We start from the raw sequence: 23959 nt of genomic DNA on the forward strand, positions 1-23959 counted from the left end.
TGGTCCCGGGGGCCGATGCCGTGTTCGCGACGGCTGCAACTGCGGCGGTGACGGCCGGTCAGCGGTCAGCGGTCAGGAGAGCTTGCCGTCGTAGTCCGGGAGCTTGAACGTCCGCTCGGCGTGACCGCCCACCAGGTCGCTGTCGTTGTTGCCGATGTTGGCGATGATCGTGTAGCCCCGGGCCTCGATCTCGGCGCGCTTGGCGGTCTTGTACGCGCTGACCTCGTCGAAGAGGTCGGGCAGGTCGCGGACGTAGAGCCCGGTCACCGGGTAGCCGACCGCGGTGAGGTTGTACTGCGTCAGGGAGGCGATGATGCCCGGGCGGGCGGTGACGAAGAAGATGGCGACGCCCTGGGAGTCGGCGTACTGCACCAGATCGCGGACCTTGGCGATCGCCGGGGTGGGGAACGTCCAGAAGTAGTGGAAGTCCGTCTCCAGCGACGAGTTGTCGATGTCGAGGACGATCGCCGGCTTCTGGCCCGCGGGTGTCTGCGCGATGCGCTGCTGAATGTAGGGACGGGCCACGTCGATGACCGCGGCGACATCGCGCTGCCAGGTGCCGTAGTCGATGCCCAGGATGGCGGCGTTTCCGCCGGGGGCCCACGTCGCGGTGGCGGCGGGCGAGGACGCGGGGGCGGCCTGGGCGGTGCCTGCGGGTACGGCGAGGGCGAGAACGGCTGCCGCGGCGGCGACGGCACCGGCCGTACGGATGGACCGGGTACGGCTTCGAGTTCGGCTCATGAGGGTGTCTCCTGGGTCGACTTTGGCATGCACGCGCTCAACCCTCGACGGGGTCGGGCCCCATGTCTACTGGTCGGTAGGAAACTTCTCGTGGACGCGCCGTGAACCGGCCGCGCGGGGCCCGGGCCGAGGGCCCGTCGAGGGGGCTCGGTGCGGGGCCGTCGCGCTGGGCACCACGAAGGTCGCCGACGAGATGCCCGACGACTGGGGCCGCACCATCTTCGAGACCGTCATGTGGCCGGAGTGCTCGCCCGCCGTGTCTCCGCCGCCGCTGTCGTACCGGCAGCCACCACGGGCAACCTCGTCGAGGTGTGACCGCCCGTCATGCCCCCGGCCCGCAAAGGGCTTGCGGTCCGAGCCCTCGGTATGACGGTGGCCCGGACCGTCATGTCCGTGACCTTGCGGGGCGGGGGCCCATCGCCGCGCGCACCTGGGCCATCCGGCCGCGGACTTCGCCGGCCGGGATCCCGCGGCTGCCCGACGGTACGGGGACGTGCTCACCCCGGCACAGTCCGCACTCCCCGCCGGGGAGCGCCTCCGCCCGCCCCGGTGCGCCGCACTTCGCGCACTCCAGGACCCGCAGCACGGCGCGTGGGGCGGACGGAGCGACCCGTTCGGGTGGCATTTTCGCGGTCAGTCGGCTGCGGACCAGCGCCGCCGCGTGATGCACCGGTACCGGCAGCCCGTCGGTGAGTGCGTGCAGCAGCTGTGCCTCGGTGGCGCCCCGGTCGAACCAGACCGTGACGTACGGCTCCAGCGCCGCGCAGCCCGTCGCCGACAGACTCAGTGCGGGTGCGGTACGGCCGAGCGCGGCCAGCAGGACGAACGCCCGGGAACGGGTCTTCCGCTGCTGCTCCGGCGGTGTGTCGCCCCTGGTGAACGCCGCCCACCATGCGTCGTCGCGGGGTGTGCGGGAGAAGAACGTGCGCGTCACCCAGTGCGCGCTGCCCGAGCCGATGACGTGCTCGCTGCCCCGGCGCAGATGCCCGGCCCGCTGAAGGTTGTTCAGCGCGGTCCGCAGTGCGCACTGTCCGTACGGCAGCACCTTGGCCAGCGTCTTCACGGAGATGTCGGCGCCGTCCGGCAGCCGGTCGACATAGGCCGCGACGGCGGCCTCGCGCGGCGGCAAATGCCTGAAATCGGTTGCGGTACGAGGGTGTTGGTGAGAAGCGGACCGCTTGCCGTATCCCGGATTGGCCATCGGGTGCGACGGTACGTGCGGAGGGCACGCGGCAGCACTAAGCTGACTGTCAGCCATTGGATCGCCTTTTCGATCTCGTTGGTCAGACCCCTGTTCGGTGTTCCAGCACCGGCAGGGGTCGTTCGTTGTCCGGAACGCTAGAGCGTCCGCACCGTGTGTGGCAAGCCGGTCACGAAAAGTGAACGCGGCTGCTGGGGAGGGTGGGTGGGCAGAGAGCCCTCCACCCATTCCATGAAAAGAGGGCTCGGGGCACGGGGCTTGAGCCCCGGGGCGTTCGAGCCGCGCATCCTCGTTTCGCGTCCACGCGGTCCGAACCGCCCCCGTGGCGCGGCGGCCGTGGGGAGCCGCGCCACGGGTGCGGTGGTCCGGGTGTCAGCCGGCGCTGCAGGTGACTGTCGGCCAGGTCCAGGTGCCGTTGGTCTGGAGGGTGACGCCCCAGTTGTTGCCGTTGCCGTTGGGTTTGGCGGTCAGCACTTGGGCGCTGGGGTAGCTGGCGCTGATGTTCCAGCTTGCGATGATCTTCTCCGGGGACGGAACGTTCATGGTCACGGTCCAATTGCTGGAGCCGCTGACCGAGACGTTGAGGTTGTACCGGTCGCTCCACTTGTCGCCCGCGGACAGGGTCGCGGTGCAGCCGCCGCCACCGGAACCGCCGCCGGTGCCGCCGCCTGTGCCGCCCCCGGTGCCGCCGCCTGTGCCGCCGCCGGAGTCGCTCAGTGTGATGTTGGAGTTCCCGCTGCTCTGGTACCCCTCAGTTGCGAGCACCATGTAGTTGAAGCTGCCGAGACTCATTCCCTTGCCGGCCCACGCGTCGAAGTGGTTGCCGGTGGTGATGGTTCCGCCTGTCTTCTTCGACTGCCGGACACTCCAGTACTGCTTGAAGGTCTTGGTGCCTTCGATGGAGGGGGCGTTGGTGCGCGTCGTCTCGTAGATGTCGTACGTACCGCCGTCGCTGGTGACCGTTCCCTTGAATGTTCCCGTGGGCCGGTAGGTGCCCCAGTTGTCGACGACGTAGTACTCCACGAGCGGGTTGGTCGTCCACCCGTAGAGGGCCAGGTACGCGTTGCCGGACGGGTTGAAGCTGCCCGAATAGTTCACACTCTTGCGCCCGCCGGTACTCCAGCCCTTGCCGGCGACGAAGTTGCCGACGTTGCTCCACGAGGTGCTGTAATTGCCGCCGGAGCCCAGGTTCATGGAGACCGAACCACCGCCATCGGACCAGAACGAGTAGTAGTAGCCGTTGTTGGTGCCGGTTTGATTCGTGGTGACCGTCGTGTCGGCATGGGCGACGACGGGCAGGATCATCGCGGCCACCGCGGCCAGCGCAATGGCCCAGACACTCCTGATGAGCAGCGTGAGGCGACCACGTCTGTGTCTCTTCGGATGAACGAGTGTGTTCATGTGCGGGTTTCCTCCTGGTGAAGGCTGGTGAGGGGCGGGCGGCGCGACACGACCTGGCAGGGTTGTCGCCGGCCAAGAGGTGACGTCGACCGCGCGCTGGTGTCGCGCAACGCAGCGGGGCACGGCCCGGTCGTCGCGCGCTCGGCGACCGGAGAACGAGGTCGCGGTGGCGACCCGGTTCAACAGTTGTTGAGGTCTGTCAACGGCGAACAGTGTTGATCTGCCCCTGACAACTGTCAACAGTTTCGGCAAGAGTTGCGAAATATTCGCGTGCCAAGAAATTCCTGGACGAAGCAATATGCCTGGTCAGCGCCATTCCTGGCTGATCAAGTAGGGGTTGATCGCGAGACGGCGCAATGTGGAGACCCGGATTCGGGAGTCAACTCACCGAAAGTTTCGAAACGTTCCTGACGCTCTCCCGCACCGGCGTGGGCGGGCCGCACCACCGCCCGGTCGGTCGTACCACCGGGACCGGCCCGCCGTGGGGCCGATCGTCACGCGGTGGTTCCGGCCCGGTCGGGTTCAGCGGCGGGGGAGCGTGATCTCCCCGAAGAGCTTCTCTCCGAGTTCGTCACGAATCAGTGTGTCGATGGCGTTGGCGCGGGGAACGTACACGAACGGCCGCCAGGGGTAGATGCGGTCGTTGAACCACGGCGTCTGCCAGTCGGACGTGGTTCTGATGAATTCCTTGGCGAATTGAGATGCTCGGGCTTCTGGATAGCTGTCCTCGTTTTCCAGGCAGCCGTCCAGGCATACGTCGACATACGACTGGACGATGGGGAAACGCTCGCTCGGATAACGTCGGGTGACGTTGGCGAAATACCACACGGTGCCGACCGGTGGGCTTTTGCTGCCATCCAGCATGGCGATGTCGCGTGACGGGATCCGTGTGAGCCGGTACCCGGATTCACGTCGCGCGAAGGCCCTGAGCTCCTCCGGTGTGACGGAGAAGACGACGCCATTGCATGTGGCGCCCTTCATGGGGACGGCCCCCAGGTATGTAGGGCCCCAACTGACCGTGTCCACGCGGTCGTACCAGCCACGACTGATTCCCCGAACCACCGCGGGTGCAGCTTTTTCCGCCTCGGGCCAGGTCGAGGTCCGCGATTCCCGCTGAATCAGGGATCCGTACCCGAAGACATGGTTGCGCCCCGTGATCGGCGGCAAGGGTTCAGGACGTTCCGCCGGTCCGGTCTTCGGAGGGCCCGTATCCCTGTAGGTGCCCACGAATGCGCTGCGCGCCCCGAGTGCGATGGCCCCGCCCAGCTGAATCGCTTTGCGCCGTTCGACGGTGCACTCAGGGTTCATCTGTTTCTCCAGGCTGCACGGCATAGGAGAGGGGTCTTGTCAGAGCCCACCTTGACCTGCGTACGCCATCATCACGTTCGCCACCAAGGGGATGCGATGCGACACGCGTCGAGTCCGGCTCATGGCCGCCGGACCCGCGACGCGACGGAGGGCGGCACCCCGGCCGGGGTGCCGCCCTCCGTCGCGTTACGGGATCAGGCGCGGGCCGGTTCCGCTGCCGGGCCGGTGACCGGGGCGGCCGGGGTGCCCGTTGCCGCGACCGTCGAAGCCGCCGGCTCCTGCGACACGTTGAACTCCGCCAGCAGGTCCTTGCTGAAGCCGAAGAAGTACGTGGCGACGAAGCCCGCGAGGTAGCCGACCAGCAGGCCGCCCGCGTAGATCGCGATCGTCGTGCCCAGGCCGTGGTTGCCGTCCAGGAGCGGGAACAGCGCCCAGCCGGACGGGCCGATCGCCGTGGAGCCGACCGCGCTGCCGAGCTGGTTGAAGAAGCCGACGAACGCGCCGCCGAACGCACCGCCCACACACGCGGTGATGAACGGGCGGCCGAGGGGCAGCGAGACACCGTAGATCAGGGGCTCGCCCACGCCCAGCAGGCCTGCCGGGAGCGCCGACTTGATCGTCCTGCGGATCGACTCGTTGCGGGGGAGGCGGAGGTAGACCGCGATCGACGCGCCGACCTGGCCCGCGCCCGCCATGGCGAGGATCGGGAGGAGGACCGTGTAACCCTGCTGCTCGATCAGCGTGGTGTGGATCGGGATCAGCGCCTGGTGCAGGCCCAGCATGACCAGCGGGAGGAAGAACCCGCCGAGGACCAGGCCCGCACCCGCACCGCCGTTGGACAGCAGCCAGTCGGCGAAGTCGCCGATCGCGGTGGAGACCTCACCGGCCACGTACATCAGGCCGAAGATCGTCACCAGGCCGGAGACCAGCACCGTCAGCGTCGGGGTGACCAGGACGTCCAGTGCCTCCGGGACCCAGCGCCGGCACCACTTCTCCACGTACACCGCGAGGATCGCCGCGCCGAGGGCGCCCAGCACACCGCCCTGGCCGGGGGAGAGCTTCTGGCCGAACGCCTCGATGTCCGCGACGCCCGGGAAGACGATGATCGCGGCGACCGCACCGCCGAGGATCGGCGTGCCGCCGAACTCCTTCGCCGTGTTGTAGCCGACGAAGACGGCGATCAGTGCCATGAAGCCGGACGCCATGGCGCCGAGGGCGGGAGTGACCGACGTCAGCCAGCCCAGGTTCTTCAGCAGGCCGTTGAGGCCGGCGATGATGCCGCAGCCGATGAGGGCGGGGATCAGCGGGACGAAGATGTTGGCGATCTTCCGGAGGAACAGCTTGAACGGGGTGGCGTTCTTCGCCTTCCGGGCTGCCCTGATCGCGGCGCCCTGCGCGGCGAGTTCGTCCCCGGCGGCCGGGGCCGGGGCAGGAGCCGCGGCGGTGGCGGCGGGTTCCGGGGTTGCCGCCCGGCCCTCCTCCACCAGCTTCTCGAACTCCGGGGTGACCCGGGCGACGGTGCCCGGGCCGAGGACGATCTGGTACGTCTCGTCCTCGACCACACCCATGACGGCGGGGAGCGCCTTCAGGGCCTCGTCGTCGACGAGCGAGCGGTCGTTCAGACCCAGCCGGAGCCGGGTCATGCAGTGGACGACGGAGCTGACGTTTGCGGCGCCACCGACGAGCGGAAGGATCGCGGCGGCAGTGGCGCGGTTCTTGTCTTCTGTAGCCATGGTGCGTGGTGCCTTGCTGTGCGGGGGTGTGGAGCGGTTCCCCGGATGGGGAGGGGTCAGGTGGTGCGCGGTGCGGCCGCGAGGGCGGCACGGAGGTGGCCGTCGGATGCGGACAGGAGGGTGGCGGCGGTGGGGCCGTCGACCCGGCCGAGGATGGTGAGGATCGCGTTCTTCACCTCGCCGTCGGTGGCGGCGAGTGCGGCCTCGATCTCCTCGTCGGAGGCGCCGGTGGCGAGCGCGACGATCCGGCGGGACCGGGCGCGCAGCTTCTCGTTGGACGCGCGGACGTCGACCATGAGGTTTCCGTACGTCTTGCCGAGCCGGATCATCGTGATCGTCGACAGCATGTTGAGGACGAGCTTCTGCGCCGTGCCGGCCTTGAGGCGGGTGGAGCCGGTGAGAAGTTCGGCGCCGACGACGATCTCGAGGGGGTGCTCGGACGCGGCGCCGAGCGCCGAGTCCGCGTTGCAGGACAGGCCGATGGTCAGCGCGCCCTTGCGGCGGGCGTGCTCGACGGCTCCGACGGCGTACGGCGTACGGCCCGAGGCGGAGATGCCGACCACGGTGTCGTCGGGGGTGAGATCCAGGGCGTCGAGGTCGGCGGCGGCCAGCTCCTTGCTGTCCTCGGCGCCTTCGACGGCCGTGATGATCGCGGACGGTCCGCCCGCGATCAGGCCGATGACCTCGGACGGGTCGGTGTTGAACGTGGGCGGGCACTCGCTGGCGTCCAGGATGCCGAGCCGGCCCGGGGTGCCGGCGCCGGCGTAGATGAGCCGGCCGCCACGGGCCATGCGCGCGGCCGTGGCGTCGATCGCGGCGGCGATCTCGGGCAGCCGGGCGGCGACGGCGGTGGGGACGGTCCGGTCCTCGCCGTTCATGATCCGGGCGATCTCCAGCGTGTCCAGCCGGTCGATCTCGGCGAGCTCGGGCCGGAACGCCTCGGTGGTGAGGGTGGCGAGCTCGGCGCGCAGCTCCCCGTACTCGGAGTGCCCGCCGGGCGTCGTGGCGTTGGCGTCGGTGGTGGAGGTCATGGAGAGCGGCTCTGCTTTCTCGATCTCGTGTCTCATGAGGGTGCGGGCGGCGCGGTGTGCGGGGTGCGGGCCGTCAGCGGGTGCTGCGTGGCGTGTGTCGGTGGGCGAGCGCCTCGTAAGAAGCGGCCAGGGCCGGGGCGGCTGTCTCGTACGTCCGCTGGGCCACCCCGATGAACAGGCAGTCCACGACGAGCAGCTGGCTCGTGCGGCTCGACATGGCGGCGGGGCGCAGTTCGCTCTCGCGGGCGGTGGACGTGGTCAGCACGTGGTCCGCGTACTGCGACACCGGACCGTCGGGGCGGCCGGTGATCGCGATCGTCGTCGCGCCCTGGTCGAAGGCCACCCGCAGCGGTTCGATCACATCGACCGTGGAACCCGAGTGGGTGATCGCGATGGCCACGTCGCCGGAGCGGAGCTGCACGGCGTTGGTCACGGCCAGGTGCGGGTCCGTGTGCGCGTGCGCGATCAGGCCGATACGGAGCAGCTTCTGCCCCAGGTCCTGGGCGACGAGGGAGGAGGCGCCGGCGCCGTAGATGTCGATCCGGCGGGCGGCCGACGCGGCGGCGACGGCCGCACCGAGCTGCACCATGTCGAGCCCGGCGGCCGTGTCGGCGAGGGTCTGCTGCTCGTCGAAGGCGAGCTTGGCGACCACATCGGCGATCGGGTCGTCGACCGCTATGTCCGCCGTGACGGCGGGGGCGCGGCCGGACTGCTGGTGGGCGGCGAGCCCGGCGAGGGCGAGGCGCAGGTCCCGGTAACCGGGGTAGCCGAGGAGGCGGGCCGTGCGGACCACGGTCGCCTCGCTGGTACCGGTGAGCTCGGCGAGACCGGTGACCGTCAGGGCAGCGCAGCCGGCCGGGTCCCCGGCGACGGCTTCGGCGACCCGCTGCATCGAGCGCGTCATGGACGGCGCGAGGGTCCGCACCTTGGCCGCGAGGGCGGCCGGTGCGGGCGGGGAATCACCGCTGAAACTTTCCTTCAGGTCATTGGTCACATTTGAAAGATATTTTCAACATTGCGGTCCGTCAACCCCCTTTGGTCCCGACCTCTGGCGGTAATTGGCCCCCGCCTCCGGCAGTGCCGAGGATCTGCGCGTACGAAGGGTCCTCCCGCGCCGGGGGCCGTCACCGCAACGGGTGACAATGGCCCCATGGAGCTGAACCGCCTGGAGCAGGCGCTGCATACCGCCCGCGCACTGGTCATGGCCGATCTCGCCGCCGGCGCTGTCGCCGAGGCCGAGATCGTCTCGCTCGTCGAGGATGCGGTGGCACACCGGCGGTGGTGGGTCGAACAGTGGCCGGACGGTGTGGAGTACGTGGTCGGGCTGGTCGCCCAGGACGTTCAGGACGCGCTGCTGGAGCGGTACGGCCGCTGGCCGATCTGCCCGGTCTGTGACGCGGGCGACCCGCACGCCCTCGACGTCGAACCGGAACTGGGCCCGGACCCGCGCTGGGTGTGCACCAAGGCGACCGTGATGGTGGCACGCGTGGGCGCCCTGAACGGAGTGCTGGACCGGTGACGGTCTACATCGACCCGCCGGACTGGCCGGGTCACGGACGTCTCTGGTCCCACCTGGTCAGCGATGCGTCGTTCGAGGAACTGCACGCCTTCGCCGCGTCGATCGGCTGCCCGCCGAAGGCGTTCGACCGTGACCACTACGACGTACCGCAGACGCGGTACGCCGACGCGGTGCGGGCCGGGGCCCGCGAAATCGGTTCCAAGGAACTGGTGCGCCGGCTCACGGCCGCCGGACTGCGCCGCCCGAAGGGACGTCCGGCGCCCCCGGGGTCCGCGTGAACGGGGGCGGCGGGACGAGCGCCCCGCCGCCGGGCGTCATGCCTTCAGCGCCTGCCCGGCCGGCTGTGCCGACCGGTCCGCCGTGACCTGTGCGCCCGTCACCAGCCGGGACGGCGAACGGCGTCCGCGGTGCAGCCGCAGCGACCACACGACCGCCGCCAGCGCCAGGAGCGTCATCGCCGCGCCCGCCCAGGCCGTCGCCGCGAACCCGAAGTCCGCGTCGATCACCGTGCCACCCAGCCAGGGGCCGCCCGTGTTGCCGAGGTTGAACGCGGCGGTCGTCGTCGCCCCCGCCAGCGTCGGGGCGGCGCCCGCGATGTTGAACATCCGGGCGTTCAGCGCCGGGGCCGTGTAGAACGCGGACAGGCCCAGCAGGAACGCGAGCCCGACCGCGGCGACCTGGTTCGAGGCGAACAGCGCCAGCGCGATCAGGAAGACCGTCGAGGCCGCGATGCCGCTCATCAGGACCCCGAAGAGGTGCGCATCCGCGACCCGGCCGCCGATCGTCGTACCGATCAGGGCACCGACCCCGAACAGCGCGAGGACCGTCGGCACCCATCCCGAGTCCAGCCCGGCGACGTCCGTCAGCAGCGGCGCCAGATAGCTGAAGGCGCAGAAGACGCCGCCCGCCGCCAGCGCCGTGACCACGATCGACAGCCACACCTGACGGTCGCGGTAGATGGACATCTCCCGCTTGAGCTGCGGCTTCTCCTCCGGGAGCGGGATACGGGGGATCATCGTCGCGATACCGACGAGTGCCACGGCCGACGCCGCGCCGACCGCCCAGAACGCCGACCGCCAGCCGAGGTTCTCACCGAGGAACGCCCCCAGCGGTACGCCGAGGACGTTCGCGATCGACAGCCCGCCGATCATCACGGCCATCGCTCTGGCCCGCGCGTTCATCGGCACCATCGCGATGGCGACCGCCGCCCCCACCGCCCAGAACCCGGCGCACGCGAAGGCGCTCACCACCCGGGACGCGAAGAGCACCTCGTACGTCGGCGCCAGCGCACCGGCGACCTGCCCGAGGCCGAAGACCGAGATCAGCGCGATCAGGGTGGTGCGGCGCGGCAGCCGGAGCGTGGCCACGGCGAGCAGGGGCGCACCGATCACCATGCCGATGGCGAAGGCGGATATGAGGAGCCCGGCCCGGGGGATCGACACGTTCATGTCGTCGGCGATCGGCGGCAGCAGCCCGGAGAGCATGAACTCGCTCGTGCCGAGGGCGAAGACCGAGAGGCCCAGAATGTAGACGGCCAGAGGCATGCGGGTGCGGCGGCTGAGGGCGGTATCGGGCATGACAGGTGCCAACACCGTTATCGGTCGTGTCATTCCCGTATCGGCGGATCGTGCCGCTTGTCTCAGTGGGTGAGCAGCTCCAGCTCCGTCAGCAGGTTCTGCCGGGCGCGCGGTTCCCACTCCCCGATCCCGTGCGGTGTACGGAACAGTCTCGGCAGTCCGAGCAGTTGGCGCAGCACGGCCGCGCGCCCGTCCCGGAACGCGTCGTCGGGGACGAAACCGTATTCGTCCCGTACCTGGGCCGCGTACGCCGCGTACTCCTTGGGGGCGGCCGCGAGGATCGCCAGATCCGCGTCGCACAGCACCTCGCCGTTGGTGTCACCGTCCGCCGGATCGTGGGTGACGGTGAGCCGGACCAGCCTGGCCACCTCCGCAGTGGTGTCGCCGGGAACACCCGCCTCGGGCAGCGCGCGTTCGGCGAGAGCGGCGCTGCGCTCCTCGTTCTCGGACCGGTCGGGCCGGTACACCGCGTCGTGGAACCACGCGGCGAGGCGGACGGCGTCCGGATCGGCGGCGTGGCCGGCGAGGGTGTCGATGCGGTCGAGGACGGCCGTCAGATGGGCGGTGGTGTGGTAGCGGCGCTGGGGTTCGGCCCAGCGGGCAAGGAGGTTGTCGGCGTACGGCAGCGGATCGGGGCCGTCGGCGCCGCCCCGGGCGCCGACGAGTGCCTCCTGCCAGCGGCCACGGAGGACGTCGGCGGCCGTTCCTGCTTCGTGCACGCTGCCCGCCTCATGGGCGGCGCCGGGGGCACTGCTTTCGCGCGAGCTGTCCGTCATGGGACGACCCTAAGGGGTGTCCCATGACGACAGGACGGTCTCGGAGTCTCCGCCGGGATGCCCGCGGGCATCCCGGCGGGGCGCCGGACCGGTCAGTGGCCGGGCGGGGTGTCCAGGGCCAGTGCGGCGAAGGTGGCCAGCCAGTGGTCCGTGCTGAAGTCACCGGAGGAGACCGTGGGCAGGCCGACGGCGAGATGGGCCTCGGCAGAAGCGGTCAGAGCGGTGCGGGCGGGGCCCTCGCCCAGCGCGTCGCCGATCGTACGGAGAGCCGCTGCCCGGCTCAGGGTGAGGCCCAGGAGGTGGCCGATCTGCGGGTCCGCGTGGTCGGAGACCACGGGCGGGGTGAGCAGCAGAGAGTCCGTCAGCCCCGGCAGGAACCCGGCCAGCCAGGTCCGGAACTCGGCGACGGGGAGCACCCGGCGCATCGCGTCCGCCTCGGTCAGGGCGGGGGAGAGGAAGTCCTGGCCGGACGGCTCCCAGTGGGCGGGGGCGTCGTGGTCCTCGGCGAACCACGTGCGCAGCCGGTCGGCCACCGCGTCGAGGACCGCGCCGGGCAGCCCGGCGCGCTCGCCGGCGTCCAGAACCATGCCCAGGCCGAAGGCACTGTTGGGGTGGATCCCGTGCCGGATCGGGTACGTCGCCTTGGGCAGCCAGACGGCGAGGAGTTCGCCGACCGTCTCCACGGCGGGCGCGATGGCGTCGGCCCAGCGGTCGCCCTCGGGGGTGGCGAGCGCACGGCACTCCGCCGCCAGCGCCACCAGCCACGCCCAGCCGTAGGGGCGTTCGAAGTGCGGGCGCTTGCGGAGATACGCCGCCTCGACGGCGAGGTTCTCCGGGGTGAGGTGGGAGTCCAGCACCTCGTGGACACGGGTGGTGACCGTGGCCGGGAGGTCGCCGGTGGTGGAGAAGCGGCGCAGCAGGCGGACGAGCAGCCAGTGCATGTGCACGGTGGAGTGCCAGTCGTACCCCCCGTAGAAGGCGGGGTGCAGGGTGCGGGGTGCGACCAGTTCCTCGGGGCCGGTGTACAGGTGGGCCGGGGCGTTGGGGTACTCGCGTACGACGTTGGCGAGGGCCAGTTCCGCGAAGGGGAGGGCGTACGCGGCAGGGAGCGCGGGGGACATCGGGGTCACTCCAGAGGGGTGGGCGAGCGGCTCGGGTCAGGGGGCGGCTCGGATCAGGGGTGATTCGGGTCAGAAGGCGAAGAGGGCCATGATCGCGACGTTGCAGACCAGCAGCGCCGCTGCGGTGGGGAGCTGGGCCTTGATCGGGCCGTACTGGTCCTTGAGTTCGAGCAGGGCGGCGGGAACCAGGTTGAAGTTGGCGGCCATCGGGGTCACGAGGGTGCCGCAGAAGCCGCAGAGCATGCCGATCGCGAGGATCGCGGGCGCGTTGCCGTTCATCTGCTGGATGAGGACGGGCCAGCCGATCGCGGCGGTCATCACCGGGAACGCGGCGAAGGCGTTGCCCATGACGATGGTGAACAGCGCCATGCCGCAGCAGTAGACGGCCACAGCCACGAACTTCTGGCCGTCCGGCAGCACCGCCTCGGTGATCCTGCCGACCTGCTCGCCGACGCCGGCGGACTGGAAGATCGAGCCGAGGACCGCGAGCAGCTGGGGCAGGATCAGCGCCCAGCCCATCGATTCGAGCATGTTGCGACCGGAGTGCAGCGGTACGGAGACCCTCCGCTCGCGCAGCAGCACCATGCCCACGATCAGCGCGGCGATGGCACCGACGCCGAGGCCGAGGATGGTCTCGTACCCCGGTTCCAGGACCGGTTCGCCACCGATCTTCCAGTTCTTCACGAGCGTCGCGCAGATCATCGCGACGACGGGGATGGTGAGGGCCGGAAGGAACAGCTTGTTGCCGAAGCGGGCGGCCGAGGCCGCGCGCTTCTCGCGGGACGGCGTGTGCGATGCGCCCTTGCCGGTGAGACCGCAGCCGCCCAGGACGATCAGGATCAGGACGGCGACGCCCAGCGGTTCGGCGGGGAGGGACTTGTCGACGACTCCGGTCGAGTAGAAGAACGCCGCGCCCAGCAGGCCCCAGAAGCCGGCCGAGCCGAAGCGCTTGGGGTTGGTGCGGTCCATGACCATCTGCGCGGCCATGACGAGGAACACCGCGCCGACCAGCCAGAAGAAGTATTCGGACTTGATCACTTGGCGTCCTCCGTCCGGAGCCCGGCGTGCGTCGTCAGTTCGTTCTCGGCGGCGGCGACGGCGAGTTCGCGCTCCAGCTGCCGGTCCAGGTTGAGCAGGCGGGCCCCGTGGATCAGGAAGGCGCAGATCGCGGAGGGGATCGCCCACAGGGCCAGGTGCAGGGGCTCGAGGTGCTGGTCGTACGTGGAGTTCACGAAACCGGTGATCAGCAGGATCGATCCGATGGCGATGAAGCAGTCCTCACCGAAGAACACACCGATGGTGTCGGCGCCGGACGCGTGCGAGCGGACCTTCTCGCGCAGCTTCTGCGGCAGCGGACGGCCCGCCTTCGCCTCGGCGGCGGCCTCGGCCATCGGGGCGATCAGCGGCCGCACGCTCTGCGCGGGGCCGCCGATGCTGGTGAGGCCGACGGAGGCGGTGAGCTGCCGTATCAGCAGGTAGAGCGCCAGGAAGCGGCCGGTGGTCAGCCTGCCCAGCTTGCCGATGAGGGTACGGGCCTGCTCCTGGAGTCCGTACCGCTCGAGGAGCCCGATGACGGGCAGGGTGATGACGAAGACGGTCACGGAGCGCGCGGAGGCGAAGCTGTTGCCGAACGAGGCGAGCACCTCCTGCGGGGAGAGCTTGCCGAGCAGCCCTGTGACGATGCCTGCGACACCCACCACGAGGAGGGGATTGCGGCGGGTGGCGAATCCGAGGATCACCACGAGCACGCCGAGGAGAACGATCACGCGTCGGCCTTCTTCCGCGCATGGACGTGCAGGCAGGCCTGCTCGGTCCTGATCAGACGGGGGGTAGTGCGCGAGACATTAGGCGATTGTTCAACAAACCCACAAGGGTGTGGGCTACATGGATAGCAAAGCGTGAGGTGGAGCCGTGGTGCGGCCGGGGCGAGCGGTGCGCGGTTCGGCCGGTTCGGGCGAGGGGCGGCGCCACATGTACCTGATCTGCTGCTTCGTCCGGAGAGGAGTCCGACGTGAGGCGTGAGGGTTGGGGTTCGGGGGATGGCGCGGATTGTGGAACGTCCGATGCGGCGCACGGGGCGGCGTCGGGCGAAGCGCGGGGTCGTGCGGAGCGCCCCCCGGGGAGGGCTATCGCGTGGTCAGGCGCTCCGCGTACGCCTCCGCCAGCTGGCGCCGTGAGTCCTCCAGGTAGAAGGCCAGCATCCGCTCTGCGCCTGCCGCGTCGCCCTCGGCGAGTCTGTTCGCGATCTCCCTGTTCCGGGTGAGGTAGGGCTCGTGGAACCGGCGCGGGTCGGCCATCACGTGGAAGGCCAGTCGCAGTTCGGCGAGGACGCTGCGCATCAGCTCGTCCGTGCGGGGACTGTTCGCGAGACCGGCCAGGGCCTGGTGGAAGCGGATGTTGGCGGTCGAGCAGCCGGGCCAGTCGTTCGCCAGCGCCGCCTGCTCGCCCGCCGACACGGCGGCTTCGACGGCCGTCAGGTCGTACGGCGGCTCGCCCAGCGTCCGCAGGGCGGCGCACTCGACGAGCAGCCGGACCCGGTAGATGTCCACGAGGTCGTCGACGGCGAGGATGCGGACGAAGACGCCCTTGTTGAGCCGGTGCTCCAGGAGGCGTTCGTGCGAGAGCAGGCGGAACGCCTCGCGCAGGGTGTTCCGGGAGACGGCGAGAGCGCCGCTGATGCTCTCCTCGGAGAGCCGGCTGCCCGGCGGGAAGTAACCCTCGGTGATCCGGTCCCGGAGGATGGCGGCGACCCGCTCGGCGGTGCCGGACCGGGCCAGGGAGGCGCTGTCCGCCGCCAGTTCCGAGAGATCCGGAGAAGTCCGGCCGCCCGCAGTCCCCCGCCATGCCCCGTCCCCTGCCTGTTGCCGTACGCGTCGTCCGGTGCGCACTCTGTGCCCAGTGAACCGTACGGGTGTCTCACTCCCCAAGCCGGGTCTTGTCAGATTGTTGAACAATCGCTAGCGTGCGCCCGTGATGGATCTGACGAACCCGGCGAGCGCGACGAACCAGACGAACCCGATGGATCTCAACGCGGATCTCGGCGAAGGGTTCGGGCACTGGACCCTCACCGATGACGACGCGCTGCTCGACTGTGTCACCAGCGCCAATGTGGCCTGCGGGTTCCACGCGGGCGATGCCTCCGTGATGCGGCGGGTCTGCGACACCGCGGCCGCCAGGGGCGTCCGGATCGGTGCCCAGGTCGCCTACCGCGATCTGGCCGGCTTCGGGCGTCGCTCCATGGATGTGCCACCCGCCGAACTCACCGCCGAGGTCGCCTACCAGATCGGCGCCCTGCGGGTCTTCGCCGAAGCCGCCGGCTCCACGGTCGCGTACGTCAAACCGCACGGCGCCCTCTACAACCGCGCCGTCTGGGACGACGACCAGGCCGCCGCCGTGGTCGAGGGCGTCCGGCTGGCAGGCGGGGACCTGGCGGTCCTCGGGCTCCCCGGTTCGCGCCTGCTCGTCCACGCCGCGGCCGCGGGTCTCGTCGCGGTCGAAGAGGCCTTCGCCGACCGCGCGTACACCCCGCAGGGCACGCTGGTCCCACGGAGCGAGCCAGGCGCGGTGCTGCACGACGAGGACGAAGTCGTACGCCGCAGCGTCGGGATGGCGGTGGACCGGGGCGTCACCGGTGTGGACGGCAGCCGGATACCGGTCGCGGCACGCTCGCTGTGCGTCCACGGCGACACCCCGGGCGCGGCGGCGCTGGCCCGCAGGGTCAGAGCCGCGCTCGAAGCAGCGGGCGTGGCCGTGCGGGCATTCGCATGAGCGCGGGCACGGGTGCCGCGCGCCCGTCCGCCGACGCGGGCACCGCGGAGGGCATCAGCGTCCTTCCCGCCGGGTCCGGAGCGCTGCTCGTCGAGCTGTCCTCCGGTGAGCACGCCGAGGCCTTTCACGCCGAGCTGCTGCGGCGCCGGGCACGCGGCGAGCTGCCCGCCGTACGCGAGATCGTGCCCGGTGCCCGGACCGTCCTGCTGGGCGGCATCGCGGACGGCAGCGCACGGCTCGCCCGGGAACTCCTCACCTGGCGGATACCGCCGCTGCGGCGCGACACCGGGGACGCCGTGGAGATCCCCGTCGTCTACGACGGCCCGGACCTCGCCGACGTCGCGGCGGCCTGGGGCGTCACCGCCGCCGATGTGCCCCGCATCCACGCCGGGACCGAATTCCGCGTGGCCTTCTGCGGGTTCGCCCCCGGCTTCGGCTATCTCACCGGCCTCCCCGAGCACCTGCACACGCCGCGCCGCGCCACTCCGCGCACCAGGGTTCCGGCCGGTGCGCTGGCCCTCGCGGGGGAGTACAGCGGGGTGTATCCGCGCCCCTCGCCCGGCGGCTGGCAGATCATCGGGCGGATGCCCGAGCCGGGCGACCTCTGGAACCCGGCCCGTGAACCGGCCGCCCTGCTGAGTCCCGGCGCCCGGGTGCGCTTCGTCGCGGCGGAGGTGCGGCCGTGACCGGTGCCATCGAGGTGGTCCGGGCCGGAGCCCTGACCACCGTCCAGGACGCGGGCCGTATCGGCTGGGCGCACCTCGGGGTGCCGCGCGCCGGGGCCCTGGACGCCCCCTCCCGCCGGCTCGCGAACAGGCTGGCCGGAAACCCTGCGGACGCGGCACTGCTGGAGACGACCGTGACCGGCTGCGCGGTCCGCGCGGACCGGCCCGTGGTCGCCGTCGTCGGCGGTGCGCCCTGCCGCGTCACGGTCGACGGGCGGCCCGTGGCCTGGGGGGCACCCGTGCACGTACCTGCGGGCGCGGTGCTCGACGCAGGCCCCGCGGTGCGGGGGCTGCGCAGCTATCTGGCCTTCGGGGGCGGCCTGCTGCCGGAACCGGTGCTGGGCAGCAGGTCTGCCGACCTGCTCTCCGGGCTCGGCCCGGCCCCGCTGCGCGACGGGGACGTACTGCCGCTGGGCCACGAGGCGCCGAGGCCCGTGGCCGCCGATGTCGTGCCCTGGCCGGCGGCGCCCGGTGAACTCGTCCTTCCCGTACGCCTCGGCCCCCGCCACACCTGGTTCACGGATGAGGCGCTGCGCACGCTCACCACGGCCACGTACCGGGTCTCGCCGCACAGCAACCGGATCGGGCTGCGCACGGAGGGCCCGGCCCTGACGCGTGCCCGTGAGGGCGAACTGCCCAGTGAGGGGATGGTGCTCGGCGCCATTCAGGTGCCGCCGGACGGCCGCCCGGTGGTGTTCCTCAACGACCATCCGACGACCGGGGGGTACCCGGTCATCGGGGTCGTGCGCGAGACCGCACTCGCGGGGGCGGCGCAGGCGGTGCCGGGAACCCGGGTGCGGTTCGTCGGCGCGGGCTGAGCACCGGCCCCGCCGGGCCGTGCTCAGGTCCTACACGGCCGCTCTGAACCCTCGCAGCCGCAACGAGTTCCCCACCACGAACACCGACGAGAACGCCATCGCCGCCCCCGCGATCATCGGGTTCAGCAGCCCCGCCGCCGCCAGCGGCAGCGCCGCCACGTTGTAGGCGAACGCCCAGAACAGGTTCGTACGGATCGTCCCCAGCGTCCTGCGCGCCAGCCGGATCGCGTCCGCCGCCACCCGCAGGTCCCCGCGGACCAGCGTCAGGTCACCGGCCTCGATCGCCGCGTCCGTGCCCGTGCCCATCGCCAGACCCAGGTCCGCCCGGGCGAGGGCCGCCGCGTCGTTGATCCCGTCGCCGACCATCGCGACCGAACGGCCCTGTGCCTGCAGCCGCTTGACGACCTCGAGCTTGCCCTCGGGCATGACCTCCGCGTACACGTCGTCCCGGCCGATCCCGACCTCTGCCGCGACCGCTTCCGCCACCGCCCGGTTGTCCCCGGTGAGGAGGATGGGTGTCAGGCCCAGGGCCCGCAGCCGCGCGACCGCTTCCGCGCTGGTGTCCTTCACCGCGTCGGCGACCTCGAGGACGGCGCGGGCCTCGCCGTCCCAGGCGACTGCGATCGCCGTGCGGCCCGCAGCCTCCGACTCGGCCTTGTGGCGGGCCAGTCCGGCGGGCAGGTGGATCTCCCGCTCCGCGAGCAGCTGCTCGCGGCCGACCAGGACCGCATGGCCCTCGACGACGCCCTGGACGCCGAGGCCCGCGAGCGCGCCGAAGTCCTCGGCGGTGGGCAGGGGGGTGGTGGTGCGTTCGGCGGCTCCGGCGGCGATTGCCCTGGCGATGGGGTGCTCGGAGGCGTGTTCCAGGGCGCCGGCCAGGCGAAGGGCGGTTGTCGCGTCGGTGCCGGGGGTGGTGTGGACGGCCTGGAGCGTCATGCGGCCGGTGGTGACGGTGCCCGTCTTGTCCAGGACGATCGTGTCGACGCGGCGCGTGGTCTCCAGGACCTCGGGGCCCTTGATCAGGATGCCGAGCTGGGCGCCGCGTCCCGTACCGACCATGAGGGCCGTGGGTGTGGCGAGGCCCAGGGCACAGGGGCAAGCGATGATCAGTACGGAGACGGCGGCGGTGAACGCGGCCGTGAGGCCCGATCCGGTGGCCAGCCAGACGCCGAGTGTGCCGAGCGCCAGAGCGATGACGACCGGGACGAAGACGGCGGAGATCCGGTCCGCGAGGCGCTGGGCCGCCGCCTTGCCGTTCTGCGCGTCCTCGACGAGCTTCGCCATCCGGGCGAGCTGGGTGTCGGCGCCGATCCGGGTGGCTTCGACGACGAGGCGGCCGCCCGCGTTGAGCGTGGCACCGGTGACGGCGTCGCCGACGGCGACCTCCAGGGGTACGGACTCGCCGGTGAGCATCGACGCGTCCACGGCGGAGCTGCCCTCGACGACCGTGCCGTCGGTGGCGATCTTCTCGCCGGGGCGGACCAGGAACCGGTCACCGACCCGCAGTTCCGCCGTCGGCACGGTCAGCTCCCGGCCCCCGCGCAGGACGGTGACCTCCTTCGCGCCGAGCTCCAGGAGCGCGGTCAGTGCCGCGCCCGCCTTCCGCTTGGAACGGGCCTCGAACCAGCGGCCGGCCAGGATGAACGCGGTGACTCCGGCGGCGGCCTCCAGATAGATGTTCCCGGCGCCGTCACTGCGGCCGATCGTCAGCTCGAACGGGTGCGTCATCCCGGTCATCCCGGCGGTGCCGAAGAACAGCGCCCACACCGACCACAGGAACGCCGCCGAGGTGCCGACCGAGATCAGGGTGTCCATCGTCGCCGCGCCGTGCCGCGCGTTCGTCCACGCGGCGCGGTGGAAGGGCCAGCCGGCGTAGGTGACGACCGGGGCGGCGAGGGTGAGGGAGAGCCACTGCCAGTTGTCGAACTGGAGCACAGGGATCATCGACATCGCGATCACCGGCACGGCCAGCACCACGGCGGTGACCAGCCGCTGCCGCAGCAGGGTGAGCTCGTCGGGGCCCGGCGCCTCCTCGGTGGGCGCGGCGTCGCCGCGTACGGGGGGCGCCGGCTGCTGCGCCGTGTAACCGGTCTTCTCGACGGTGGCGATCAGGTCCTGCACGGAGACGTCCTCGCCCCGGTACCTGACCCTGGCCTTCTCGGTGGCGTAGTTGACGGTGGCCTCGACGCCGTCCATCCGGTTGAGCTTCTTCTCGATGCGGGCCGCGCACGAGGCACAGGTCATGCCACCGATGGCGAGCTCGATCTCGGTGGGGGTGCCGGTGTGCTGTCCGGGGGCGGCGGTCTGCGCGGACACGGGATCCTCCTGCTGTTGCCGGGGATTCATACCCCCAGGGGGTATATCCTTCTGAGGTCAGGATATACCCCCTCCCCCTATGTTGCGCAAGGGTGGAATCCGTGGGCGGGGTGCGGAGTGCGCGAGTCCGGTCGCCAGGCGGGCGTCTGACCTCGCGTATTTTCACGTCACGGCGAGGCTGCGCCCTCGGCCGTTCGCGCCGTAGTCTGGCATTGGACTAGACCTATAGCTGTCTCCTGGAGGATTGGGGTCCCATGAGCAACCGTGCAGTCCTGGAGGTGATCGCTCTCGACGCGGAGGACGCGGTCGCTGCCCAGTCGGGTGGTGCGGACCGGCTCGAGCTGGTCACCGACATGGCGGCGGACGGCCTGACCCCGTCCTGCGCGACCTTCGCGGAGATCCGGGCTGCGGTGGACATCCCGTTGCGGGTGATGCTCAGGGTGGCGGACGGGTTCGCGGCCGGCGACATCGACGTGCTCGTGGGCAGGGCGTGTGGGCTGCGGGCGGAGGGCGCGGACGAATTCGTCCTCGGTTTCCTCGACGCGAACGGCCACCCCGATCTGGTCGCCGTCGAACGGCTCGTCGCCGAGCTGGACGGCTGCCGCTGGACGTTCCACCGGGCCATCGACCGCGCGGCCGACCGGGACGCCCTGCGCAAGGCGCTCGCAGGTCTGCCGGGACTGGACACCTATCTCACCGCGGGTTCCGCGCAGGGGGTGGACGGCGGCATCCCGACGCTGCTGGCCGAGGCGGCACGCAAGGGGGAGCCGGGGTACGAGCCGCAGATCCTGGTGGGCGGCGGGTTGCGGCTGGAGCATCTGCCGCAGCTGCTGGCCGCCGGCATCGACGCGGTGCACATCGGCGGCGCGGCCCGTCCGGCCGGGTGGTCGGGGCCGGTGGATGTGGCCGCGGTGCGTGAGTGGCGCACGGTCCTCGACGCGTAGGCGGGGCACGCGGTGCGCTCGGCATGGGCGCCGCGGTCGGGGGCGTGGGCGTCCGGGCTCACGCCCGTCGGCGCGCCCTGGCCGAGTGTTCCTCGGGGATGTGCGCGGTCAGGGTGATCGAAGCGGTGGCCCGCTCGTAGGAGAGCTGGGCCACGCGCGCGTAGAGGCAGTCGATGATGAACACGACGGAGTGGCGTGCCCCGAAGCCGCCGTGCCGGAAGCTCGTCTCCGCCGAGGTCGAGGCGAGGTGGATCTCCGCGGCACGGGCGACCGGTGAGCGCGCGTCTCCGGTGATGGCGATGGTCGTGGCTCCCCGTTCGGCCGCGAGCTGGAGGGGGCTCAGCACTTCGCGGGTGCTGCCCGAGTGGGAGAGTGCGATGACCGTGTCGGCGGGCGTGAGGAGCGACGCCGAGGTCTCCGCCGCGTGCACCTCCGTCCAGCCGCGGGCGTGGCAGCCGATGTTGAAGAGGCGGGACTCCGCCTCGCGGGCCAGAACCCCGGACGTCCCCACCCCGTAGACGTCGATGCGGCGCGCCTTGGCGAGGGACTGCGCGGCTCTTTCGAGTGCGGCGCGGTCCAGCCGGTCCCTGGTGCCGCGCAGCGCCTGGAGGTCGGCGTGCGCAATGACGGCGATGACGTGCTCCAGGTCGTCGCCGGGGCCGATGTCGGGTCCCAGCGGCCGCTCCTGCGGGACCTGCCCCTGCTCCTTGGCGAGTTCGAGGAGCAGACCCTGATACGAGTCGAGCCCGATGGCCTGGCAGAAGCGGGTCACGGTCGCCTGCGAGGTGCCGGTGCGCCGCCCGAGATCCGCAGCCGACATCTGGGCCAGTGCCCCCGGGTCCGCCAGGACCAGCTCGCCGACCTTGCGCAGCGAGACGGTCATCCGGGGCAGTTCGGAGTGGATCAGATCTGTGATCACGGTGGGCTCGGCTCGATTCGAGGCGTCGGGACTCAGTGCCCTTCGGGTTCGGACGATCTCTTGTCCGGTGATGACTCTATCAACCACCATGAAGCGTGATCTCTGAATCCATCGAACAACGCCTGGTGATCGGAATCGACGCGGGCGGCTCTCGCACGAGGGCCTACTGCGCCGACGCGAACGGCAACGTGATCGGCACGGGGGCCGACGGTCCGGGCAATCCGCTGGGCGTACGGCGGGCCGATCTCGTACGGCACTTGACCCGGGCCATGGACTCCGCCGTGCCCGCCGGGCTGCGTGGCTCGGTGGTGGCGGTGGCGGGCGGCTTCGCGGGCGCGGGTCCGGGGCGCGGGCGGAACGCCGCGGTGTCCTGCCTGGCCGAGGCTCTCGCGGCCCTGGGCATCGACGACGTGGTGACAGGGATATACGGGGATGCGGAAGTCGCCTTCGCCTCGGGGCCCGGCATGCCTGCCGACGGACTGATCCTGATCGCCGGAACCGGCGCGGTCGCCGGGCGGGTGAGGGAACGGCGCTGCGTGCGGACCGTGGACGGGCACGGCTGGCTGCTCGGCGACGAGGGCAGCGGGTTCTGGCTCGGGCGCCAAGCGGTGCGGGCCGTCGTGCAGGCGCTGGACGGGCGCGGTCCGTGGGGGCCGCTGGCCAGGCTGGTGGTGCAGGAGATCACTGCCTGCCGGCAGGGCTCCACACCCTCTCCGGGGGAGTGTGATCGCCTGCGAGCCGCTGTCGCCGACTGGGCCTACTCGGGACCGCCCGTGGCGCTGGCCCGACTGAGCCCCCTCGTGGTGGCGGCCGGAGCCGAGGGCGATCCGGCGGCGCTCTCCCTGCTCGACCGCGCCGCCGACGAACTTGCCGGCAAAGTCCGGACGCTGGCGCCGCGGGGCGGCGAGGTCCTGGTGACGACCGGAGGCCTGATCTGCCCCGAGGGGCCGCTGGCGGGGCGGTTGGCCGATCGCGTGGAGTCGATGGGGCTGCGTGTCGCGGCCGTTGAGGACGGCGCCATCGGTGCGGTGGCGCTGGCCCGTCTCTTGACGACGTGACCGAATTGGTTCAGTGTTTCGGTTCATTCGGAGAATCTTGAATCAATAAACCGAGCGAGAGTGGTGGTCCCATGCCTCAGCCGCACATCAGTGCGAGCGCGTTCGCCGACCGGGCGCGCGAGTCCCTGGACGGAGCCATCGCCGCCAACAAGGACGCGGTGGCCGCCGCGGCCCGCCTGTTCGCGGACTGCGTCAGCGCGAACGGCGTGATCCACGCCTTCGGCACCGGCCACTCCCAGGCCACCGCGATGGAGATCGCCGGCCGCGCCGGCGGCTTCATCCCCACCCACCGGATCGGACTGCCCGACCTCGTGCTGCGCGGTGGCGAGGACCGCGCCGTACTCGACGACCCGCTGCTGGAGCGGCGGCCGGGGCTTGCCGCACGGCTCTACGAATTGAGCACCCCGAGGCCGCAGGACCTGTTCGTGATCATCTCCAACTCGGGGGTCAACAACTCGATCGTCGACTTCGCCCATCTGGTGAAGAGCAAGGGTCACCGACTGGTGGCACTGACGTCGCTGGAACACACCCGTTCGGTCCCTGCCCTGCACCCCAGTGGACAGCGGCTCGCCGACCTCGCCGACACCGTGCTCGACAACCACGCGCCCGCCGGCGACGCAGTGCTGCCCCTGCCCGGCGGCGGCAATGCGTGTGGCGTGTCCACGGTCGTCTCCACCTTTCTCGTTCAAATGGTGGTGGCCGAGAGCATCGCCCTTCTGCTCGCCGAGGGGCACGAAGCGCCCGTGTACATCTCCGCCAACCTGCCGGGCGGCTTCGAACGGAACGCCGTGCTCGAAGCCGAGTACGAGGGACGCCTGCACCGCGGCGGCCACTGAAAAGCCGCCGCGCACGACGGTGGCCGCCGGACCGGGCGCGAGGGCGGACCCCGATCGGCGGCCGGCCCCAGAGCCGTCGTGGGGCGCTCGTCGTGGCACACGAGGCAGCGGCATGCGCCACACGGTGCGCCGATCCCGCCCGGACGCGGTCCATTTGGTGCGGATCA

The 23959-nt window shown here is 71.3% G+C and carries 23 protein-coding genes; 8 read left to right on the plus strand and 15 right to left on the minus strand.

The window, feature by feature from the left end; all coding sequences use genetic code 11:
* Positions 1–72 precede the first annotated feature (72 nt).
* The 7 genes from LRD69_RS18165 to LRD69_RS18195 form a co-directional block, all read right to left on the minus strand.
* A complete protein-coding gene (locus LRD69_RS18165) occupies positions 73–741 on the minus strand; it encodes an HAD family acid phosphatase (RefSeq protein WP_277327628.1) in 669 nt (222 codons plus the stop codon).
* A gap of 385 nt (positions 742–1126) precedes the next feature.
* The gene (locus tag LRD69_RS18170; RefSeq protein ID WP_277327629.1) at positions 1127–1942 is read right to left on the minus strand and encodes a hypothetical protein; all 816 of its coding nucleotides are present in this window, start codon (positions 1940–1942) and stop codon (positions 1127–1129) included.
* 372 nt (positions 1943–2314) lie between these two features.
* Complete coding sequence (locus LRD69_RS18175; RefSeq protein WP_277327630.1) at positions 2315–3343, minus strand: glycoside hydrolase family 11 protein; 1029 nt, start codon at positions 3341–3343, stop codon at positions 2315–2317.
* A 522-nt stretch (positions 3344–3865) separates the two neighbouring features.
* Positions 3866–4651: a gamma-glutamylcyclotransferase family protein gene (locus LRD69_RS18180; protein ID WP_277327631.1), complete on the minus strand. Its 786-nt coding sequence runs from the start codon at positions 4649–4651 to the stop codon at positions 3866–3868.
* Positions 4652–4845: 194 nt separating this feature from the next.
* A complete protein-coding gene (locus LRD69_RS18185; protein WP_277327632.1) occupies positions 4846–6384 on the minus strand; it encodes a PTS transporter subunit EIIC in 1539 nt (512 codons plus the stop codon).
* Between the two features lie 56 nt (positions 6385–6440).
* Positions 6441–7415 (minus strand): N-acetylmuramic acid 6-phosphate etherase, encoded by a 975-nt coding sequence (murQ, locus tag LRD69_RS18190; protein ID WP_277327633.1) that lies wholly within the window; start codon positions 7413–7415, stop codon positions 6441–6443.
* A 73-nt stretch (positions 7416–7488) separates the two neighbouring features.
* Positions 7489–8409 carry a MurR/RpiR family transcriptional regulator gene (locus LRD69_RS18195; RefSeq protein ID WP_277327634.1) on the minus strand — a complete coding sequence of 307 codons (921 nt, stop codon included), beginning with the start codon at positions 8407–8409 and terminating at the stop codon, positions 7489–7491.
* Between the two features lie 156 nt (positions 8410–8565).
* On the opposite strand from LRD69_RS18195, the gene LRD69_RS18200 reads away from it, so the two are divergent.
* Both LRD69_RS18200 and LRD69_RS18205 read left to right on the plus strand, forming a co-directional pair.
* Positions 8566–8934 (plus strand): hypothetical protein, encoded by a 369-nt coding sequence (locus tag LRD69_RS18200; protein WP_277327635.1) that lies wholly within the window; start codon positions 8566–8568, stop codon positions 8932–8934.
* Positions 8931–9212, plus strand: a complete 282-nt coding sequence (locus LRD69_RS18205) for a DUF4031 domain-containing protein (protein ID WP_277327636.1) — start codon at positions 8931–8933, stop codon at positions 9210–9212. Before LRD69_RS18200 ends, LRD69_RS18205 begins: the two co-directional genes overlap by 4 nt.
* A gap of 36 nt (positions 9213–9248) precedes the next feature.
* Here the strand turns inward: LRD69_RS18205 and LRD69_RS18210 are convergent, their stop codons facing one another.
* The 6 genes from LRD69_RS18210 to LRD69_RS18235 all read right to left on the minus strand — a co-directional run bounded on the left by LRD69_RS18210 (position 9249) and on the right by LRD69_RS18235 (position 15206).
* Positions 9249–10478, minus strand: a complete 1230-nt coding sequence (locus tag LRD69_RS18210) for a Cmx/CmrA family chloramphenicol efflux MFS transporter (protein WP_277329777.1) — start codon at positions 10476–10478, stop codon at positions 9249–9251.
* Between the two features lie 95 nt (positions 10479–10573).
* Positions 10574–11287 (minus strand): hypothetical protein, encoded by a 714-nt coding sequence (locus LRD69_RS18215; protein ID WP_277327637.1) that lies wholly within the window; start codon positions 11285–11287, stop codon positions 10574–10576.
* A gap of 92 nt (positions 11288–11379) precedes the next feature.
* On the minus strand, positions 11380–12408 hold the full coding sequence (locus LRD69_RS18220) for a DUF2891 domain-containing protein (RefSeq protein WP_277327638.1): 1029 nt from the start codon (positions 12406–12408) through the stop codon (positions 11380–11382).
* A 69-nt stretch (positions 12409–12477) separates the two neighbouring features.
* The gene (locus tag LRD69_RS18225; protein ID WP_277327639.1) at positions 12478–13446 is read right to left on the minus strand and encodes a DUF979 domain-containing protein; all 969 of its coding nucleotides are present in this window, start codon (positions 13444–13446) and stop codon (positions 12478–12480) included.
* Positions 13443–14174 carry a DUF969 domain-containing protein gene (locus tag LRD69_RS18230; RefSeq protein WP_277327640.1) on the minus strand — a complete coding sequence of 244 codons (732 nt, stop codon included), beginning with the start codon at positions 14172–14174 and terminating at the stop codon, positions 13443–13445. The genes LRD69_RS18225 and LRD69_RS18230 overlap by 4 nt, the downstream gene beginning before the upstream one ends.
* 360 nt (positions 14175–14534) lie before the next feature.
* Entirely contained in the window at positions 14535–15206 is a 672-nt protein-coding gene (locus LRD69_RS18235; RefSeq protein WP_277329778.1) for a GntR family transcriptional regulator, read from the minus strand.
* A gap of 220 nt (positions 15207–15426) precedes the next feature.
* Between LRD69_RS18235 and LRD69_RS18240 the strand changes: the two genes are divergently transcribed.
* Genes LRD69_RS18240 through LRD69_RS18250 form a run of 3 tightly spaced genes read left to right on the plus strand, consistent with a single transcriptional unit; the run spans position 15427 to position 17719 of the window.
* Positions 15427–16176, plus strand: a complete 750-nt coding sequence (locus tag LRD69_RS18240; protein ID WP_277329779.1) for a 5-oxoprolinase subunit PxpA — start codon at positions 15427–15429, stop codon at positions 16174–16176.
* Positions 16173–16862 (plus strand): allophanate hydrolase subunit 1, encoded by a 690-nt coding sequence (locus LRD69_RS18245; RefSeq protein ID WP_277327641.1) that lies wholly within the window; start codon positions 16173–16175, stop codon positions 16860–16862. Before LRD69_RS18240 ends, LRD69_RS18245 begins: the two co-directional genes overlap by 4 nt.
* The gene (locus LRD69_RS18250) at positions 16859–17719 is read left to right on the plus strand and encodes a biotin-dependent carboxyltransferase family protein (protein ID WP_277327642.1); all 861 of its coding nucleotides are present in this window, start codon (positions 16859–16861) and stop codon (positions 17717–17719) included. The genes LRD69_RS18245 and LRD69_RS18250 overlap by 4 nt, the downstream gene beginning before the upstream one ends.
* 30 nt (positions 17720–17749) lie before the next feature.
* Here the strand turns inward: LRD69_RS18250 and LRD69_RS18255 are convergent, their stop codons facing one another.
* Entirely contained in the window at positions 17750–20035 is a 2286-nt protein-coding gene (locus LRD69_RS18255; protein ID WP_277327643.1) for a heavy metal translocating P-type ATPase, read from the minus strand.
* A 254-nt stretch (positions 20036–20289) separates the two neighbouring features.
* Between LRD69_RS18255 and LRD69_RS18260 the strand changes: the two genes are divergently transcribed.
* Positions 20290–20979: a copper homeostasis protein CutC gene (locus LRD69_RS18260; protein ID WP_277327644.1), complete on the plus strand. Its 690-nt coding sequence runs from the start codon at positions 20290–20292 to the stop codon at positions 20977–20979.
* 58 nt (positions 20980–21037) lie between these two features.
* Here the strand turns inward: LRD69_RS18260 and LRD69_RS18265 are convergent, their stop codons facing one another.
* Positions 21038–21898 (minus strand): MurR/RpiR family transcriptional regulator, encoded by an 861-nt coding sequence (locus LRD69_RS18265; protein WP_277327645.1) that lies wholly within the window; start codon positions 21896–21898, stop codon positions 21038–21040.
* A 95-nt stretch (positions 21899–21993) separates the two neighbouring features.
* On the opposite strand from LRD69_RS18265, the gene LRD69_RS18270 reads away from it, so the two are divergent.
* Together LRD69_RS18270 and LRD69_RS18275 are read left to right on the plus strand one after the other, a co-directional pair.
* Positions 21994–22956 (plus strand): BadF/BadG/BcrA/BcrD ATPase family protein, encoded by a 963-nt coding sequence (locus tag LRD69_RS18270; protein WP_277327646.1) that lies wholly within the window; start codon positions 21994–21996, stop codon positions 22954–22956.
* A gap of 71 nt (positions 22957–23027) precedes the next feature.
* A complete protein-coding gene (locus tag LRD69_RS18275) occupies positions 23028–23792 on the plus strand; it encodes an SIS domain-containing protein (protein WP_277327647.1) in 765 nt (254 codons plus the stop codon).
* Positions 23793–23959: the final 167 nt, after the last annotated feature.

Origin of the sequence: Streptomyces sp. JH14 (genome assembly GCF_029428675.1) — a bacterium.
Classification (GTDB): Bacteria; Actinomycetota; Actinomycetes; order Streptomycetales; family Streptomycetaceae; genus Streptomyces.

Bases quoted from the DNA above. Each gene is read 5' to 3' on its own strand.
- LRD69_RS18220 (WP_277327638.1), bottom strand. From the start codon at position 12,408: ATGTCCCCCGCGCTCCCTGCCGCGTACGCCCTCCCCTTCGCGGAACTG.
- LRD69_RS18215 (WP_277327637.1), bottom strand. From the start codon at position 11,287: ATGACGGACAGCTCGCGCGAAAGCAGTGCCCCCGGCGCCGCCCATGAG.
- murQ (WP_277327633.1), bottom strand. From the start codon at position 7,415: ATGACCTCCACCACCGACGCCAACGCCACGACGCCCGGCGGGCACTCC.
- LRD69_RS18170 (WP_277327629.1), bottom strand. From the start codon at position 1,942: ATGGCCAATCCGGGATACGGCAAGCGGTCCGCTTCTCACCAACACCCT.
- LRD69_RS18185 (WP_277327632.1), bottom strand. From the start codon at position 6,384: ATGGCTACAGAAGACAAGAACCGCGCCACTGCCGCCGCGATCCTTCCG.
- LRD69_RS18275 (WP_277327647.1), top strand. From the start codon at position 23,028: ATGCCTCAGCCGCACATCAGTGCGAGCGCGTTCGCCGACCGGGCGCGC.
- LRD69_RS18210 (WP_277329777.1), bottom strand. From the start codon at position 10,478: ATGCCTCTGGCCGTCTACATTCTGGGCCTCTCGGTCTTCGCCCTCGGC.
- LRD69_RS18180 (WP_277327631.1), bottom strand. From the start codon at position 4,651: ATGAACCCTGAGTGCACCGTCGAACGGCGCAAAGCGATTCAGCTGGGC.
- LRD69_RS18165 (WP_277327628.1), bottom strand. From the start codon at position 741: ATGAGCCGAACTCGAAGCCGTACCCGGTCCATCCGTACGGCCGGTGCC.
- LRD69_RS18260 (WP_277327644.1), top strand. From the start codon at position 20,290: ATGAGCAACCGTGCAGTCCTGGAGGTGATCGCTCTCGACGCGGAGGAC.
- LRD69_RS18200 (WP_277327635.1), top strand. From the start codon at position 8,566: ATGGAGCTGAACCGCCTGGAGCAGGCGCTGCATACCGCCCGCGCACTG.
- LRD69_RS18175 (WP_277327630.1), bottom strand. From the start codon at position 3,343: ATGAACACACTCGTTCATCCGAAGAGACACAGACGTGGTCGCCTCACG.
- LRD69_RS18245 (WP_277327641.1), top strand. From the start codon at position 16,173: ATGAGCGCGGGCACGGGTGCCGCGCGCCCGTCCGCCGACGCGGGCACC.
- LRD69_RS18240 (WP_277329779.1), top strand. From the start codon at position 15,427: ATGGATCTCAACGCGGATCTCGGCGAAGGGTTCGGGCACTGGACCCTC.